This window comes from Arthrobacter crystallopoietes, assembly GCF_002849715.1.
Lineage (GTDB): Bacteria > Actinomycetota > Actinomycetes > Actinomycetales > Micrococcaceae > Crystallibacter > Crystallibacter crystallopoietes.
Genome location: NZ_CP018863.1, coordinates 3,513,356 through 3,530,051, shown reverse-complemented (window position 1 = coordinate 3,530,051; position 16,696 = coordinate 3,513,356). Strand labels below are relative to the sequence as shown.

The window sequence follows — 16,696 nt, the reverse complement described above, 5'->3', positions numbered from 1 at the left end:
GAGACAGTAAACGCTTACGCTCCGATACTTCCAACACTATGCTGACAGCCAGCCATTGACACCATCAGCACAGGTCGGAGCCGGATATGAGCGAAGTGTTGCATTTCCCGAGGGGCTTTCTGTGGGGAGCCGCCACGGCGGCCTACCAAGTGGAGGGCGCCACGGGCGAAGACGGCCGTGGCGATTCGATCTGGGACACGTTCTGCCGCCTGCCCGGCGCTGTCGTCGACGGACACACTGGAGATGCAGCCTGCGACCACTACCACCGCTACCGGGAGGATGTCGCACTAATGCGGTCGCTGAATCTGGGTTCGTACCGGTTCTCGACCTCCTGGTCCCGCATCCAGCCCGATGGCCGGAAGACCAATACCGCCGGCCTGGACTTCTACTCCCGCCTCGTCGATGAACTACATGCTGCGCAGATCAAGCCGTGGCTTACGCTGTATCACTGGGATCTGCCGCAGGCGCTCGAAGACGATGGCGGTTGGGCCAACCGGGATACCGCCTACCGCTTCGCCGAGTATGCGTTGGCCGTCCACGAGGTGCTTGGCGACCGCGTGGATGTGTGGACCACGCTGAACGAGCCGTGGTGCTCAGCGTTCCTCGGTTATGGGTCCGGCGTGCACGCACCCGGGCGCCAGTCCCGCTCCGACGCCCTCGCCGCCATGCACCATTTGCTGCTGGGACATGGCCTAGCCGTGACGGAGTTGCGGCAGCGGGCGCCCAAGGCCAGGCTTGGCCTCACGCTCAACTTCACGGTGGTCGATCCTGCCGACCCCAATGATCCAGCAGATTTGGATGCGGCGCGGCACATCGACGGCCAGTTCAACCGTGCCTTCCTGGACCCGGTGTTCCACGGCGCCTATCCGGCGGACTTCCTCGCGGACGTCGCCCAACACGGACTCGAAGAACACATCTTTCCCGGTGACTTGAGCACAATCAGTGCGCCCATCGACACACTGGGAGTGAATTACTACCACGGCGAAGCAGTAACCGGCCATCCCCGGGCGGATGCAGGGAACGCACATGCCGCGCCTGTGGAACGACCGCTGGCGCCGCCCTATCCGGCAGCCGACCAGGTTTCCGTGGTGCCGCGGGGGCTGCCGACGACGGCGATGGGCTGGGAGGTACAGCCGGAGGGGCTGTACCGTCTGCTGACACGGTTGCAGGAGGACTACAGCGGTCCAGCGGGTACGGCGCTCTACATCACGGAAAACGGAGCAGCCTATGAAGATGCAGTCGGGCCGGACGGCGCCGTGGAGGATCCGGACCGGCTCGAATTCATCCGGGCGCATCTGATCCAGTGCCATAAGGCGATCGCCGCGGGAGTTGACCTACGCGGCTACTTCGGCTGGTCGCTCATGGACAACTTCGAGTGGGCTTGGGGATACCACAAGCGTTTCGGCCTCGTGCGGGTGGACTATGCAACCTTCGAGCGGACGGTCAAAGCCAGCGGTACCTGGTTTGCCACAGTGGCCGGCAGCAACAGCGTGCACGCAAGCGCTTAGGGGAAACCACCCGGCCGATACACACTTTCTGGCCTATAACCCCGACCCGGATGCCATCGGAAATGGGCAATAAAGAATCCCCGTCCTGCTGGCAGGACGGGGATTCTTTATGGTGGCTCCCCCGACTGGACTCGAACCAGTAACCCTTCGATTAACAGTCGAATGCTCTGCCAATTGAGCTACGGGGGAAAGCGGCAGATACAACCTTACAAGGCTTTTTCCCGGAAGTGAAATCCTGAACTTTTCGAGTTCCTGACGTAAAAAACGTCGGTTCAGAACACCATTTTCGGAAGCTTTGCGGCTCCATCAAGGCCTCAATGAGTTTACGTAAACCTGACCGGAAATGCCAAATCGGCGTTCGCTATTCCGAGCGCAGCGCCCGGCGCTGCATTTCGAGCTCCATCAATTCCCGGTTCAACTGCTGGAACAGCTCCGGATCCGCCGACGGGTCCATCCGCTGGAGCTGGCCCATTTTTTCGGCTTTAAGTTGGGTGATCTGCAGGTCGAACAGCCGGTTCAGGATGCCTTTGCAGTACGACTTCAGCGCATCATCGTTGTGCGCCGGCAAGGGCGTGACCGCCAACTCGGACACAAGCGAGCGAAGTTCCTCGGGAACTTCCTGCCTCACGCTTTCCACCCATTGCGACGGTGTGGCCCCGGCAAACCCGGCCGCCCGCACCGCATCATGCACCAAAGCATGGGCGGGAGTGCGGAACCTCACCTCGGTAAAGCTCTGCCATTGTCCGGCGTCCAGCAGACCAGGCTGCTGGAGCGCGACTTCGAGCGCCTCCCGCTCCATCCGTGCCACAGGATCTCTGGGATCAGGACGGGTGAAGGCCGGAGCCGGCACAGGATTATCGGGGCCTAACCCTCGTGGGTTGGATTCGTAGGGATCTGCCGGATACTGCCGGCCGTCCGACTGTCGCTGGGAAAACTGCCCCGAACGTCCGCGCTGACCCGGGGACCTGTCCTGGCCTGCCGTCCTCTGCTGGCCGGATCCGCCCTGCTGGGTCTGCTGCGCCACGCCCGGCCTGGCCTGGCCGTTGCCGGCTTCGGTGCCTTCCTGTTGCTGTTCCCGCAGGCGCTTGGCTGCGCCCGAGACAGCACGCAGCACCTCGTCCACCTCCATACCGAGCCAACCGGCCAGTTCACGGGAGTAGGCAGGCCGCATCGCGGAGTCGCGGATCTGGGCAACCACCGGTGCCGACGCCCGCAGCGCTTGGACGCGGCCTTCGACCGTGTTCAGGTCGAACTTCTTCAGGGTTGCCTTGATAGCGAATTCGAACAACGGACGCCGGGAGCCGATCAGATCTCTGACCGCCGCCTCTCCCCTGTTCAGCCTCAGGTCGCAGGGATCCGCCCCGTTGGGTTCCACCGCCACAAAGGTCTGGGCGATAAACCGTTGGTCCTCGTCGAAGGCCCGCAGAGCAGCCTTCTGGCCAGCGGCGTCGCCGTCGAAGGTGAAGATCACCTCACCGCCCGTGCCGTCGTCGGAAAGCAGCCGCCGTGCGATCTTGATGTGGTCCGTGCCGAAGGCGGTACCGCAGGTGGCAACCGCAGTGCCGATGCCTGCCAGATGGCAGGCCATGACATCCGTGTACCCCTCCACGACGACAAGCTGGCGGTTCCGGGCGATGTCGCGCTTGGCAAGATCGATCCCGTACAGCACTTGGGATTTCTTATAGAGGGTGGTTTCCGGAGTGTTCAGGTACTTCGGCCCTTGGTCGTCCTCGAAGAGTTTGCGTGCACCGAAGCCGACAGTATCCCCCGCGATGTCCCGGATGGGCCAGATCAGGCGGCCGCGGAAACGATCGTAGATGCCCCTGTTGCCCTCGGAGAACATACCGGTCAGCTTCAGCTCATCCTGGGTGAAGCCCCGGCCGGTGAGATGTTTGAGCAGCGAGTCCCACCCCTGCGGGGCGTACCCCACGCCGAAGTGGTCCGCGGCCGCTTGGTCGAAGCCGCGTCCGGACAGGAACTGGCGTCCAGTGGCGCCGCCCGGTGTCAGCAGTTGCTCCCGGAAGAACTCCGCCGCGATCTTATGGGCATCCAGCAGCCGCTGCCGCTTTCCGACGTCTTCGCGGCGCGGCCCGGTTCCGCCGTCTTCGTAGCGGAGGGTGAAGTTGATCCGGTGGGCTAGTTTCTCCACCGTCTCGCTGAAGGTACTGTGGTCCATCTTCTGGACGAAGGAAATTACATCGCCACCCTCTCCGCAACCGAAGCAGTGGTAGCTGCCTACCTGCGGGCGGACATGGAACGAAGGTGAGCGCTCATCGTGGAACGGGCAGAGGCCCTTGAACGAACCGATGCCAGCGGATTTGAGCGTGACGTATCCGTCAACAATTTCCTTGATGTCTGTACGCTGGCGGACCTCGTCGATGTCTTCACGTTTTATCAGTCCGGCCATGCAACCAGTTTAGGCAATCGCTCCAAATCGTCCGGCGCCCGGCTGCCGGATGTGCACAGCGGCAACGCCGCTGCCGGATGTGCAGGAATGGTGCACACCCGGGCAGGACGAGTTCACCCGGAGGTGGAATGGCGCATGACTGGGCGGGGCCTCTGTGTGCAGGGCCTCTGGAGGAGTATCAGAGCAGCGTCCGGTGCGAACCCATCAGGCGTTCGTGCAGTGCGATTGCCGATACATCGGTCAGCGACGCAATCTGGTCGATGACCACGCGAAGCCGGGCGCCGTCGTCGTTAGCTGCGTGCCAGTCGGCGGCGAAGGGCTGCTCAAGATGCCGCGCGCCGGTGGCGTGGAGTTCGTGTACGAGGTCCGTGAGGATTTCCTGCTGGCGCTCATAGATGGGCTGCCGCAGGTCCGTGGTCATGACGAACGTGGTGGCCAAGCCCTTCATGACGGCGATCTCCATGACCGTTTCCTGCGGCACAACCAGTTCCGCGGCATACCTGGTCAGGGCGTCCGGACCGTAGATGGAGCGGGTGGCTTCCAGCGCGCTGGAGCAGAACCGTCCGATCAGCTGGCTGGTCATGTCCTTCAGTGCGGCCATGGCCCTGCGGCTGCCGTCTGCTTCCGGCACCCACACGCCGGAGGCCTGCAGTCGGGAAAGTGCTGCGTCCACTTCGGCCGGGTCGCTGTGCGGCAGGTACCACTGCTGGGTGTAGCCAATGACGCGGCTGCGGTGGTCAGGATTTTCCATCCACTTCAGCTGCACGCGCCCTGCCACGATGGCGTCCTCGACGTCATGCACCGAGTAGGAAATATCGTCGGCCAGATCCATGACCTGCGCCTCAATGCAGGAGCGCCGCTCCGGCGCACCCTGCCGCAGCCAGTTAAAGACCGGCAAATCGTCCTCGTACGCGCCGAACTTGCTGGTGCGCTTGCCGTGGATGACCGGTGCGTCCGCCACCGACCACGGGTACTTGCAGGCCGCATCGAGGCTGGCGCGGGTCAGGTTCAGTCCCGCGGGGGATCCGTCAGCATGGAGCACCTTCGGCTCCAGCCGGGTGAGCAGGCGCAGCGTCTGGGCGTTGCCCTCGAACCCGCCGATGGCGTGGGCCGCGGCGTTCAGCGCGGTCTCCCCATTGTGTCCGAAGGGCGGGTGTCCTAGGTCATGCGCGAGGCAGGCGGCATCCACCACGTCCGGGTCGCAGCCCAGGGTGCGGCCGAGCTCGCGGCCGACTTGCGCGACTTCCAGGCTGTGCGTGAGCCGGGTGCGGACAAAGTCATCCGTATCCGGGGAGACCACCTGGGTTTTCGCCCCGAGCCGGCGCAGCGCCGAGGAATGCAGCACCCGGGCACGGTCCCGCTCGAAATGGGTGCGGTACGTGCTCTTGGCGGGCTCGGCGACCCAGCGTTCCTGGTCCGTTTCCGTATAGCCGGGCATCAGCGGCGCCGGAGTAATGACGGTGTTCTCAGCCACCGGAAACATCCAATTCGGCAGCCGAGATATCCGCCTGCTGGGCGTCGTTGAGCAGCCGCGATTCCAGCCACTTTTCCGGCAAGGCGGTACGCTTGGGCGAGCCTGCCCGGCCGCGCGGCCCCTCGGCGTCGGCGCCCGGATACGGGGCGCTCATGTCCAACGTGTCCAGCAGTTCGCGCAGCACCTCAAGCGTGGGAACGGTGGCCAGTTTGGCGCGCAGTTCGCCGCCGACCATGTAGCCCTTGAAGTACCAGGCCATGTGCTTGCGGATGTCCCGCAGGGCTTTCCCCTCGTCGCCGAAGGTTTCGATCAGCAGTTGCGCGTGGCGGTAGACGCTTTCCGCAACCTCTTTCAGCCCGGGACGGTAACGCCGGTCGCTGCCCTCGAACGCCGCCTGCAAATCGCCGAAAAGCCATGGCCGGCCCTGGCAGCCACGGCCGACCACGATGCCATCCACCCCGGTTTCGCGGACCATGCGGATGGCGTCCTCTGCACTCCAGATATCGCCGTTGCCGAGCACCGGAATGTCGGGCAGCGCTTCGCGGAGGTTGGCAATGGCGGACCAGTCCGCCTTGCCCGAGTAGAACTGGGACGCGGTGCGGCCATGCAGCGCGACGGCGGCAACCCCGGCATCGCGCGCGATCCGGCCTGCGTCCAGGTACGTCAGATGGTCGTCGTCGATCCCCTTGCGCATCTTGATGGTCAGCGGGATGTTGCCCTTGGACGCTTCCTTCACCGCGGTTTGCACAATGCCGGTGAACAGGTCCAGCTTCCATGGCAGCGCCGAGCCGCCGCCCTTGCGGGTGACCTTAGGCACCGGGCAGCCGAAATTGAGGTCGATGTGGTCCGCACGGTCCTCTTCGACCAGCAGGCGCACGGCGGCGCCGACGGTCTTGGGGTCCACGCCGTACAGCTGGACCGAGCGGACCTTCTCGTCCTCGTCGTGCGAAATGATGCGCATCGACTCCGGACTGCGCTCGACCAGCGCGCGGGAAGTCACCATTTCAGACACGTAGAGTCCGCCGCCGTACTCGCGGCAGAGCCGGCGGAACGCCTTGTTGGTGATCCCGGCCATGGGCGCCAGGATCACGGGAGCATCAACGGTCAGCGGCCCGAGCTTGAGCGGAGGCAGCTCCAAGCGGGTGTCCGACGTGGGTACAGCGGTAACAGTCACTTACCTATTCTCTCAAAACCACGCAAATCTGCCGAACCACTGTGGATAACGCCGAACACCGGCGGAAACCTGCTGACTGGCCGGCACCTGGCTGGCAGGAGCAGCACTCTGCTCGGTGCTCTTCTCAGCCCTCTTCCGCGCGGCGCCGCCCGCGCCGGGTGGGCAGCTCAGGCTGAGCGGGTGGCTCGTCCCGGATGGGCAGCCCATGCTGGGTGGGCACCTTATGCCCGGGCGAGCCGCCGCCGTCGTTGGTAAGATGGGCGCGCTCGGCGGCTTGTCCACGGTCTATGCCAGCGACGGCGAGGGCCTCTCCCCCGGCTACTCCCACGGTGACCTCCTCGGTACGGCGGATGCCGGTAGCCTTGACCACCAGCACGGCGATCAAGGTGGTCACCGGGATCGCCAGCACCAGCCCGATGGAACCGACCAGGGTACGGACGATCTCCTCCGCCAGCTCGCCGCTGGTCAGCGTGTCGAACAGCGGACGCTCATAGAGCGAGACCAGGATCAGCACCGGCAGCGCGGCGCCGGCGTAGGCAAAGGCGATGGTGTAGACGGTGGAGGCAATGTGGTCGCGGCCCACGCGCATGGCGCCTGTGAACAGCCGTTTTGCCGATGCCCCCGGCGCCAGCTCGTACATCTCCCAGACGGCGGAGGACTGCGTGATGGTCACATCGTTCAGCACGCCGAGCCCGGAGATGATCAGTCCGCACATGATGATGCCCGAGAGCGACATCTGCCCGCCCATGTTGACCAGCTGGTAGGTGTCCTCGTCCCCCACGCCGGTCAGATAGGCAGCGTCCGTGGCCCAGGCCGACATCACCGCCGTAATGCCCAGCCCGAACAGCGTGCCCAGCAGAGCGGTGGAGGTCCGGGCGGAGAAACCATGCGCGAAATACAGCACGCCCACCATGATCACAATCGAGCCGATCAGTCCCAGCAGGAGCGGCGGTTTGCCCTCCACCAGCCCAGGCAGGATGAACTGCGCCATCACGATAAACCCGCCGACCAGCCCGAGCATCGCCCGGAAGCCGCGCCAGCGGGCCACCGAAACAACGACGACGGCGTACAGCACGGCCAGCAGCACGATCGGAATGCTGCGGACAAAGTCCACGAAAATGAAGGTACCCGGCTGGTCCGGCATGATCTCGCTCAGGTTCAGGTAGCGGATCTTGTCGCCCGCTTCCACCCCGCGGGACTGGGCGATCTCCGGCGTCACTTCTACCTGCAGCGGCGAGCCGCCCGCTTCGGGCTGGGTGTAGGCGACCATGCATTCCTGCGCTTCCGCCCCCGCCTCAACGGCTGCCGCTGACGACGGGCAGGTTTCGATCGCAACCCGCTGCACCGTTCCGACGTCGAAAGTCACGCCTGGCGCGGTGGCATACGGGTCGGTGACGGCGACGCCGGTACTGTCGCCTGACGGCCAGAGCGCGATCATGCCGATCAGCGTCAGGACGGTGATCGGCAGCAGGATTGCCGCGAGCAAGAGGTTGGCTTTGCGCCGGGCAGCCAGTGTCTCGGCACTCGGCGGCCCTTGGTCCTCGGTTGCATGGGAGTGGGAGTGGCCCAAGGAAATCCTTCGCGCGGGAGGGTGGATACTGCTAGATGGCGCGGCGCTTCAGTGGTGGCGCCCGCGCAGCTGTGGAGGATCAGTCGCTGACGATGGATGTTACCGGGCCGAGTTGCTGTGCCGTGCCGGCCGCGAGCAGCGGTTCCAGCACTGCCATCACGGCCGTCATGGACTCATCCACTTCCAACTGCACCGGGTACTGGTGCACCAGCATCGCAAGCAGCTGACGGACAGCCTGCTGGGCCGTCTCCGGTTCCAGCGCCGTGTCGTAGCCGAGCAGCACGTCCGCCGGAGCGTCCGTCCGCTCCTGCGTGTAGCTGACGGCGAAAGCGCTGATGGTTCCGCCCTTATCCCTGGGCGCGCTCCGCAACACCACCGCACCGGAGGCACCGGTGGCGTCGCTGAGCAGCATCTGCTGGGCGCGCCCGAGCGTCATGTCCGCCCGGTCCCAGACATGTACGGAGTTGTAGAAGTCCGTCACCGCCGTCGTCAATTCCACAGAACCCGTAGCTGCTTCCTCCAACTGCGGACCGTCCGCTTCGGTCAGGTCCGGAAGCGGCAACGCACCAGGCTGCACGACGACCACCCGCGACGTCTGGATTGGCGTCAGCCCGGAGGCCTGCGCGAAGCCGGCCCCGCTGCTTTCGGGCTCCACCTTCGCGCGCAACCGCGTAACGCCCGACGGCGATTGCTCGGCTTCCTTGCGCAGCATGCCCAGGAGGGTGCTCGCCAAACCGGCACGGCGGTGGTCCCGCGCTACCTCGACGTAAGTCCACAACCGCTCCGGATGCAGGCTCGTTTCATAGACCACGCCGGCAGCGACGGCAATACCTTGGTCCTCAGCAACTATGCAGCGCGACCACGGCTGATCCGACGACGGACGCAGCACCCCGCGGAAGTGCTGGACCTGCGTGGTTTCCGGGTCGCCCCAGATTTCCAGCAGGGCCAGATCATCCCCGTCGCGCCATTCACGGTAGTTCAGCTCTGCCATGGTTACTCCTAGCGAAATTGCTTGAGGTAGGTGCCGGTTTGCCGGCACCTACCGGGTGAAGCTCAGCGCGGATCGGTTACGCGCCGATAAGTCGTGCGGCCAGGTAACCTTCGACCTTGTCCAGGCTCACCCGCTCCTGTGCCATCGAGTCGCGTTCGCGGATGGTCACGGCGTGGTCCTCAAGCGTGTCGAAATCAACCGTGATGCAGAACGGCGTACCGATTTCGTCCTGACGGCGGTAGCGGCGGCCGATTGCGCCGGCGTCATCGAAATCGATGTTCCAGGTGCGGCGCAACTGGGCCCCGAGGTCCTTGGCCTTCGGCGACAGGTCTTCGTTTCGGCTCAGCGGCAGTACGGCGGCCTTGATCGGGGCCAGCCGCGGATCCAGCTTGAGTACCGTGCGCTTGTCCACGCCGCCCTTGGCGTTGGGAGCCTCGTCTTCGGCGAACGCGTCCACAAGGAACGCCATGAACGAACGGGTGAGGCCGGCAGCCGGTTCGATAACGTACGGGGTGTAGCGCTCGTTGGTCGCCTGGTTAAAGTAGCTCAGATCCGTGCCGGAGTGCTTCGCGTGGGTGGAGAGGTCGAAGTCCGTCCGGTTGGCAATGCCTTCGAGCTCGCCCCATTCCGATCCCTGGAAGCCGAAGCGGTATTCGATGTCCGTGGTGCCCTTGGAGTAGTGGCTCAGCTTGTCCAGCGGGTGCTCGAACAGACGCAGGTTCTCCGGATCGATGCCCAGATCCGTGTACCACTGCATGCGGTTCTCGATCCAGTACTTATGCCACTCTTCATCTGTTCCGGGCTCTACGAAGAACTCCATCTCCATCTGCTCGAACTCACGTGTGCGGAAAATGAAGTTACCGGGAGTGATTTCGTTACGGAAGCTCTTGCCGATCTGGCCGATTCCGAACGGCGGCTTCTTCCGCGAAGTGGTGAGCACATTATTGAAGTTCACGAAGATGCCCTGCGCGGTTTCCGGGCGCAGGTAATGCAACCCCTCTTCGCTGGCAACCGGGCCGAGGAAAGTCTTGAGCAGACCGGAAAATTCTTGGGGCTCAGTCCATTCACCTTTCGTGCCGCAATTGGCGCAGGCGATATCCTTCAAACCATTTTCGGGCGCGCGGCCCTTCTTCTCTTCGAATTCTTCTTCAAGGTGGTCCGCGCGGTAACGCTTGTGACAGCTCAGGCACTCAACCAGCGGATCGCTGAAGACGTCCACGTGGCCGGATGCTTCCCATACCTGGCGGGGCAGGATGACCGAGGAATCCAAACCGACGACGTCGTCGCGGCCGCGGACAACGGTCTGCCACCACTGGCGCTTGATGTTTTCCTTCAGCTCGACGCCTAGAGGCCCGTAGTCCCATGCCGAGCGGGATCCACCGTAGATCTCACCGGCCTGGAACACGAAGCCGCGGCGCTTGGCCAGCGAAATGATCGGATCAAGCTTGGATTTGGCTGCTGCCATCAGGTGGTTCTCCAGTCTCTACAGGGCCGCTGGGTGCGGTCCGGCTCGGTTCGGGCGCAGATCCGAACGAGCCTGCGTTTGCAGGTAGTCAGGACGGTCTTTGCGCACAGGTCAGTGCGTAGCGAAGCTACAAGGTTAGCCTACCCAAGTCCTGCCGACTCCCCCGACACCGTTGCCGTGACATGACGTGGTTGTGATGAAGAACGGCTTGGTGAAACCGATGCTCGATCAAGGCGCTCCTCAAGGACCATCAACACAAACCCGGTCCAGCGACTCAAACGCACCCCGCTGTTTCACCGTCAGAATGGTGGTTCTTTTTCTTCGTCGGGTGGTTCCGGTGGTGGTGGTTTTTTGCGTTTGAGGCGGCGGCGGAAGTTGTCGGGCAGCGCGTCGAGGACCCGGTCGGTGAAGGACGGCGGCCCGGCACCGGTGTCGCCGGGTTTCGTGGTGTAGGTCTGGTTCCCCGGCGTGGTGGTAGTGAACTCGCCGGGCCTGGTCTGGGTGACTTTCCACCCGGCGAGCGATTTGAGCCGGTGGTCCGAACCGCAGCGCGGACCAAGGTTGCCGAAATCCGTGCGTCCGTGCCCGCCGTTGGCATGGAAATCGATCGTATGGTCCAGGTCGCAGTCCTTCGCCGGGACATGGCAGCCCGGCGCCGTGCACGTGGTGTCGCGGTGCCGGACCGCGCGGGCCAGATCCGCCGGCGGTCGATACACCGTTTTGCCATAGGAGAGGATGGCCCCGGTCTCGGGATGCGTCAGGATCCGGTAGAACGACGTCGCACCTTCGCAGAGCTTCCGGGCGGCGCCGGCGGGGATCGGCCCGTACCCGTCGAGGGTGGCCGGTTCCTCGTCCAGGCCCATCAGCGTGAACACCGGCACGGTCAGCGCGACTTCAGGCCGGATCCCGGCCGCGGGCCCGGCCTCCATCCCCGCGTTCAGCAGCAGCTCGATAAACACGTCCGCGCGCAACTGCCCCGCGGTGCGGGTCTCCGTCCCGGTTTGCAGGCCCCGCGCCGATTGAGTGAGCCGGTCATACGCGGCGTAGGCTTCCTCGGCCGTCACGTACGCGCCCAGGAACGCCATCCCGTCATCCGCCGGCTCCACATACACCCCACGGCACTTTACCTGGCGTTCGCGGCGCACCTCGATGGTTTCCGGGTTGCATTTCTCCCGCTGCTTCCGCGCGGCGTACAGCAGCTCGCCCGGCGTTTTATCCGGCGCCTCCCCGAGCAGGGCCTGCTCGAAGCCGGGTTTCGCGTCGTCCGGGAGGGTGTCGCCCTGCCGGGTGATCACCCCCGCGTGCTCCAGGTCCAGGTCCCCGGCGGTGAGCGCGGCCAGCGTCCCCGGGTAGTGCTCGCACAAATCCTGCGCGGTCTCGTACCGGTGAACTGGTCCCCGAAAGTTGGACTCGTAAACTAAAACCTTATGCTGCGAGGGCTTGGGTCCGGTATTCGACCGGGCTCAAGCCCTCGAGTCGTGAGTGGGTCCTGACGTTGTTGTACCAGTGAATGTAGTCATCCAGCTCGGCGGTGAACGCGTCGATGGTGGTATATCGGGTGTGGTGGAACATCTCTTCCTTGAGGTGGCCGAAGAATCCTTCGATGACCGCGTTGTCCAGGCAGGTTCCCTTTCGGGACATCGACTGCGTCGCCCCGGCTCCTGCGAGCAGGTTCCGCCAGGAGACGTGTTGGTACTGGAATCCTTGGTCTGAATGGACCAGCGGATGCTCGCCGGGCCGGAGCGTGGACAGCGCCTCTTGCAGGGACGTGTTCGTCAGCTGCAGTGCGGGCGACGTTCCCCATGTGTATGCGACGATGGAGCGGTCGAAGAGGTCCATTATCGGGGAGAGGTAGACCTTGGACTCGCCGACGCGGAACTCGGTCACGTCGGTGACCCATTTCTCGTTCGGCTCCTCCGCGTCGAAGTCACGGTCCAGCAGGTTCGGCGCGATCTGCCCTGCTTCGCCCTTGAATGAGTTGTAGCGCCGGCGCCGGCGGACATGGCTGAGAAGGCCCAGCTGGCGCATGAGCTTCAGCACGGTCTTCTTCGCGACCTGCCAGCCGGATTTCACCAGTTCGCCATGGATACGGCGGTAGCCGTACCGGCCTTTCGCTTCCTTGACGGCGTCCCGAATCACGGTCTTCAGCCCGGCCTGCGGATCCGGCAGGGCCAGCCGGCCCTGATGGTAGAAGAAGGTCGAGCGGGCGAGTCCGGCGACGTCGAGCAGCACGTCCAACGGGTGCGCGGCCTTGAGGGCGACAACGGCTTGGACCTTCACCGTCGTCCTTGCTCCCTCAAGGCCCGCAATTTTCCCAGGTAGGCGTTCTCCGCCCGCAACCGCTCATTCTCCCGGCGCAGCTTAGTCAGCTCGGATTCCTGACGCTCCGGACTCGCGGGAGTCCCTCGTGGGCGTCCCTTGGGCTTGGGCCGGAGCCCGTCTTCACCCTCGGTGCGGTAGATGATCAGCCAATTCTCGATGAGCCGGGGCGAGGACAGATCGAACTCCTGCGCCAACCCGAGCTTCGATTCGCCCGCCAGGACGCGCCGCACGATGTCGCGTTTGAACTCGAACGAAAAGGTTCTCTTGGTCGGCTTGGTCACCAGCGCTCCACTCCCACGAATCCGCCACCGATGATACAAATTCTTGATCGCCCTATGGCTTGCCTGCAGCTGTGATGCCACGGCTTTATACCCATACCCTGCATCAAACAACGCTACCGCTTCTGCGCGCCGGGCCTCGGATAATGAACTGCTTGCGTACATGAAACTGCTCCCCAGAAATCGGATCTGATTTATCAGTCCAACTTCTGGGGAGCAGTTCACCGGCCGCGGGCCTGCTTCTCGGTGATCCGGTACAGGCAGGCCAGTTCCTTCACCACGGACTGCTCCGCCAGCTCCTCCAGCCCGGCCCGGCTGGCCGGCGGCGTGCCCGGCTCCCGCGGCGGCAGCTCCTCGATCGCGGTCTGCCCGATCCGGTGCGTCAGGCGCACCAGGCCCGCGTCCAGCCACGCCGCCAGCCTCTTGCCCGCGGCCAGCTGCTCCACCGCCGACCGGTAATCCAACGCACTGTAACTGGGAACTCTCGTGCCGGCCGCATCACCGCCGTCGGCCGCATCAGCCGCATCAGCGGGGTTGGTGTTGCTGGCGTTTGCGGTGGCGCGGAAGAGTTTGAACCAGTCGGAGGGGGTACCGGCGGTGACCCGGGCCAGGCGTTCGGCGTAGTACTCCCCGTGGGTTTCGGTGAACAGCTCCCCGGGCAGCCCCTCGAGATCCTCGGCCGGGCCCCAACTGGCGGGGAACGGGCCGGACGGCGGCCAGCAGGCCCAGGATTCCTCGCGCTCCCAGGCCGCGAAATCATCGATCCCGGCGGAGGCACCGAGATGCTCCGGCTCCCCGACCCGGCCGGGGACCTCCTGCCCGGCCAGCGGGTCCTCGCCGTAGGACTCCAGCGTCGGCGGATCCAGCACCGGGCCGCGGGCCTCGGCATAAATCTCCTCCATGTAACCGGCCATCGTGGCATGCTTCGCCGGTTTACCGGCCGCAATGTATTCGCGGGCGTGCGCCAGGCCGCGCTTGCGGTCCTGCGCAGCATGCAGATCCAGGCGCTCCAAGGCCTTCCGCAGGGCCTCCTGCCGCTGCCCGGCAGTCGTGGGCCGGCCCTCCTGCAGGCAGCGCAGCGAGAACCCGTGCTCCACAAGCCCCTGCGCCCCGGCCTCCATCCCCGCGGACTCCTGTCCGGGGCCCGGGGAACCGGAAACCGGTGCCGACTGCTCTTCCGCTGCCATAACCTCAGTCCATCATCCGGCTCTGACAATACAAACGCGTATTCACACCGTCTGACGGGATCCATGAAAATTATTCAAATCCTTTTTCCGCACAGGTTTTTCCGAGCCCTCCGGGAAGGACTCCGGCAGCAACCATGCAGCCAAGCTGCCGCCCTGCCGGCGGGATCAGGGCAGGATGCCGGGGAAGCTTTCGATATTTTCCTGGCCGGTGATGCGACGGGCAACGCTCTCCATGGTCACAGGCTCGCTGTCGATGCCAGCGTGTTCCCTTGCATCTGAACGGCTATCCAAAGGGCCGTGCAACTGTGGCGACCAGATCGCCTGGACCCGAGGATCCGCCCCGCCGAACATTTCACGCAGTATGGGGTCTGCTTCCACGTTTTCCTGCAGTCCAAGCAACGGCGCGTCCTCTTCGTCTTCCAGTGCGTGATGAACCAGGCATAGGAGGGACTTGTTATAGAAGGTGATGTTGAGCAACTTGCACTCGTCATCCAACGCCCGCTGTTTACCCAGGGCAAAAGTAGACAGAGCACCGATGCCGTTGCCGTTGCCGTTGCCGATGCCGATGCGAGGCACAATGTCCCGTTTGAACTCCTCGATCAGGATGGCCGGGTCAAGGAAAATAAAGGACTCAAACGCCGGCACTCCTTCCTCGAACGCCGCACGTAGGAAATACGAGTGGAAGATGGCCCCGGCGCTATGACCGACGGCGTGCAGCGTGACCGCACCAGGGTTCTGCCGGAGGAACTCCGCCAGCTTCCGCGCCACATATCGCGCTCCGCCCTCATCGACGCCGATGCCGCCGTCGTTAGCAATAGGACTTGGGCCATCGGCGTGGTCAACGGACCGGGCTGCGCTGGCTTTGAGGTCGGCCCAGATCGCCTGACCACCGGCATGCCTGGCGATCCACTCGACGAACTTGTCGGCGGCCTCTTCGACGGGCACCGCCGGCCGGAGCCGATCGATGCCGCTCCGAATCCTGGTGCCGAGGGCTTCGAGCAGCCCTGTTTCCCAGACGAAATAGACCGGGTAGACGCCGTTGGCCAGCCACCAGGGAACGTGATGTGCCGCGGCCGCCAGGCCGGTCCGCTCCGGCACCAGACCGCCATGCGCCCAGAACATTAGCGGCACAGGGCTGCCGGGATGCTCGGCGATGAACCGGGGCAGGTGGACCTCGAAAATCCGGTCCACTTCCTCGGCCGTGGTCGAGGCCAGGCCGCCGGCGGCCAACCGGCCGTTCCGCAGGTTCACCAAATGGGGACTCAAGGACATGAAGTCGCCATCCGCCGTCGTCATCGGTTCCTCTCCCGTGCTCCAACGAGGGCTTTGCGGCGCAACGGACTAAACGCCGTCCGCGGCCAGGGCAGCGTGGCGAGCACCATCGCCACGAGAGTCAGCAGGGTACCCAGCACGGTCGCCGTCGTAATAATGGTGCCGGGCGCGGGAAACACCACATCCAGCAGCAGGGATCCGAGCACCTGCCCGGCGATCATGCCAAGACCCGTCAGCAGCACGCCCAAGGATCGGACCAGCACAGCAGCGAGGGCAAGGAAGAGGCAACCGATCGGGCCGCCAAGGTAGTACCACCATTCGTCCGGCAAGGGATTGCCGACGCCGGCGACGGCCAGTTTCACGAGCCAGGCGGCGACCAGCAGCACCATCCCGACGGCGAGGTTGACCAAGGTGGCGGGCAGCGGCGAGCCGAAATGCAGCGTCTGCGTGCCGTTGAAGGCCTGCTGGAAGCTCTGCATGAATCCGGCGGCCAAGGGCAGCAGCACCGGGATCAGCCAGTCGCTCAGGTCGGAACCGGCTGCGAATTTCGGCGAAACGGCCCAGGCCACCGCGGCCACCGTCAGCAGCGCGCTGAGCACCCGCATGATCGTGACCGGTTTCTTGCCGGCAGGGCCCAAGCCAAGCCGGTCTACCAGCAGGCCGCTCAGGGACTGCCCTGTAACGGCCGCGACGGTGAAGAGGGCGACGCCGATCAACGAGATGGTTATGCCCTGGCTCACCACCAGGAAGGCGCCGCTGAGGCCGGCCAGCAGGTACCAGCGGGGGAACTTTTTCTGCCGGATGGCCGGTGCAATGCGCCGCACTCCGGCGCGGCCGCTGGGCACCAGCAAACAGATCAGGATCATGAGGAACAGCCCGGTGCCGAAACTCACCACCGCGGTCGCGAGCCCGTCGTCAAGCACTTCTCCGAGCGCCCCGTTGATCCGGCCCTGCACAGGCATGCAGAGACCGGTCACCACGGCCAGCGGCAGGCCGAGCGCAAGCGGCATTCTGGGAACGTGGGGCACGGTTTCACCCTACGTCAGGG

Annotated in this window: 13 protein-coding genes, 1 tRNA gene and 1 pseudogene; 1 reads left to right on the top strand and 14 read right to left on the bottom strand. The window is 64.7% G+C overall.

Annotated features, from left to right (window positions below; all coding sequences use genetic code 11):
* The first annotated feature begins 86 nt into the window (after nt 1–86).
* The gene (locus AC20117_RS16315) at nt 87–1,508 is read left to right on the top strand and encodes a GH1 family beta-glucosidase (protein WP_074702760.1); all 1,422 of its coding nucleotides are present in this window, start codon (nt 87–89) and stop codon (nt 1,506–1,508) included.
* 113 nt (nt 1,509–1,621) lie between these two features.
* Here AC20117_RS16315 and AC20117_RS16310 read toward each other — a convergent pair.
* The 14 genes and pseudogenes from AC20117_RS16310 to AC20117_RS16255 form a co-directional block, all read right to left on the bottom strand.
* Nucleotides 1,622–1,697: transfer RNA gene (locus AC20117_RS16310), tRNA-Asn, on the bottom strand.
* Nucleotides 1,698–1,869: 172 nt separating this feature from the next.
* Entirely contained in the window at nt 1,870–3,915 is a 2,046-nt protein-coding gene (gene dnaG / locus AC20117_RS16305; protein WP_074702761.1) for a DNA primase, read from the bottom strand.
* Nucleotides 3,916–4,093: 178 nt separating this feature from the next.
* Nucleotides 4,094–5,398: a deoxyguanosinetriphosphate triphosphohydrolase gene (locus tag AC20117_RS16300; protein ID WP_101632625.1), complete on the bottom strand. Its 1,305-nt coding sequence runs from the start codon at nt 5,396–5,398 to the stop codon at nt 4,094–4,096.
* Nucleotides 5,382–6,563, bottom strand: a complete 1,182-nt coding sequence (dusB, locus tag AC20117_RS16295) for a tRNA dihydrouridine synthase DusB (protein ID WP_074702763.1) — start codon at nt 6,561–6,563, stop codon at nt 5,382–5,384. Before dusB ends, AC20117_RS16300 begins: the two co-directional genes overlap by 17 nt.
* Nucleotides 6,564–6,687: 124 nt before the next feature.
* Complete coding sequence (locus AC20117_RS16290) at nt 6,688–8,133, bottom strand: YibE/F family protein (RefSeq protein WP_074702764.1); 1,446 nt, start codon at nt 8,131–8,133, stop codon at nt 6,688–6,690.
* Nucleotides 8,134–8,212: 79 nt separating this feature from the next.
* The gene (locus tag AC20117_RS16285) at nt 8,213–9,124 is read right to left on the bottom strand and encodes a GNAT family N-acetyltransferase (protein ID WP_074702765.1); all 912 of its coding nucleotides are present in this window, start codon (nt 9,122–9,124) and stop codon (nt 8,213–8,215) included.
* Nucleotides 9,125–9,200: 76 nt separating this feature from the next.
* Entirely contained in the window at nt 9,201–10,589 is a 1,389-nt protein-coding gene (locus AC20117_RS16280; protein WP_074702766.1) for a glycine--tRNA ligase, read from the bottom strand.
* Between the two features lie 299 nt (nt 10,590–10,888).
* Nucleotides 10,889–11,953 carry an HNH endonuclease signature motif containing protein gene (locus tag AC20117_RS16275; RefSeq protein WP_074702767.1) on the bottom strand — a complete coding sequence of 355 codons (1,065 nt, stop codon included), beginning with the start codon at nt 11,951–11,953 and terminating at the stop codon, nt 10,889–10,891.
* Between the two features lie 61 nt (nt 11,954–12,014).
* Nucleotides 12,015–12,869, bottom strand: coding sequence for an IS3 family transposase (locus tag AC20117_RS16270; RefSeq protein WP_074700308.1), 855 nt, complete (start codon nt 12,867–12,869; stop codon nt 12,015–12,017).
* Nucleotides 12,866–13,192, bottom strand: coding sequence for a helix-turn-helix domain-containing protein (locus AC20117_RS23745; protein WP_236777348.1), 327 nt, complete (start codon nt 13,190–13,192; stop codon nt 12,866–12,868). The genes AC20117_RS16270 and AC20117_RS23745 overlap by 4 nt, the downstream gene beginning before the upstream one ends.
* Before the next feature lie 69 nt (nt 13,193–13,261).
* Nucleotides 13,262–13,354 (bottom strand): annotated as a pseudogene (locus AC20117_RS24375) (hypothetical protein); the annotation flags it as partial.
* 56 nt (nt 13,355–13,410) lie between these two features.
* Nucleotides 13,411–14,376 carry a hypothetical protein gene (locus tag AC20117_RS16265; RefSeq protein ID WP_074702768.1) on the bottom strand — a complete coding sequence of 322 codons (966 nt, stop codon included), beginning with the start codon at nt 14,374–14,376 and terminating at the stop codon, nt 13,411–13,413.
* Nucleotides 14,377–14,541: 165 nt separating this feature from the next.
* Nucleotides 14,542–15,672 (bottom strand): hypothetical protein, encoded by a 1,131-nt coding sequence (locus AC20117_RS16260; RefSeq protein ID WP_074702769.1) that lies wholly within the window; start codon nt 15,670–15,672, stop codon nt 14,542–14,544.
* The gene (locus AC20117_RS16255) at nt 15,669–16,676 is read right to left on the bottom strand and encodes a DMT family transporter (RefSeq protein WP_101632624.1); all 1,008 of its coding nucleotides are present in this window, start codon (nt 16,674–16,676) and stop codon (nt 15,669–15,671) included. Before AC20117_RS16255 ends, AC20117_RS16260 begins: the two co-directional genes overlap by 4 nt.
* Nucleotides 16,677–16,696 lie beyond the last annotated feature (20 nt).

What these genes read in the sequence shown, in the direction of transcription:
- AC20117_RS16315 (WP_074702760.1), top strand. Translation starts at nt 87, where the DNA reads ATGAGCGAAGTGTTGCATTTCCCGAGGGGCTTTCTGTGGGGAGCCGCC.
- dnaG (WP_074702761.1), bottom strand. Translation starts at nt 3,915, where the DNA reads ATGGCCGGACTGATAAAACGTGAAGACATCGACGAGGTCCGCCAGCGT.
- AC20117_RS16300 (WP_101632625.1), bottom strand. Translation starts at nt 5,398, where the DNA reads ATGTTTCCGGTGGCTGAGAACACCGTCATTACTCCGGCGCCGCTGATG.
- AC20117_RS16285 (WP_074702765.1), bottom strand. Translation starts at nt 9,124, where the DNA reads ATGGCAGAGCTGAACTACCGTGAATGGCGCGACGGGGATGATCTGGCC.
- AC20117_RS16280 (WP_074702766.1), bottom strand. Translation starts at nt 10,589, where the DNA reads ATGGCAGCAGCCAAATCCAAGCTTGATCCGATCATTTCGCTGGCCAAG.
- AC20117_RS16265 (WP_074702768.1), bottom strand. Translation starts at nt 14,376, where the DNA reads ATGGCAGCGGAAGAGCAGTCGGCACCGGTTTCCGGTTCCCCGGGCCCC.
- AC20117_RS16260 (WP_074702769.1), bottom strand. Translation starts at nt 15,672, where the DNA reads ATGACGACGGCGGATGGCGACTTCATGTCCTTGAGTCCCCATTTGGTG.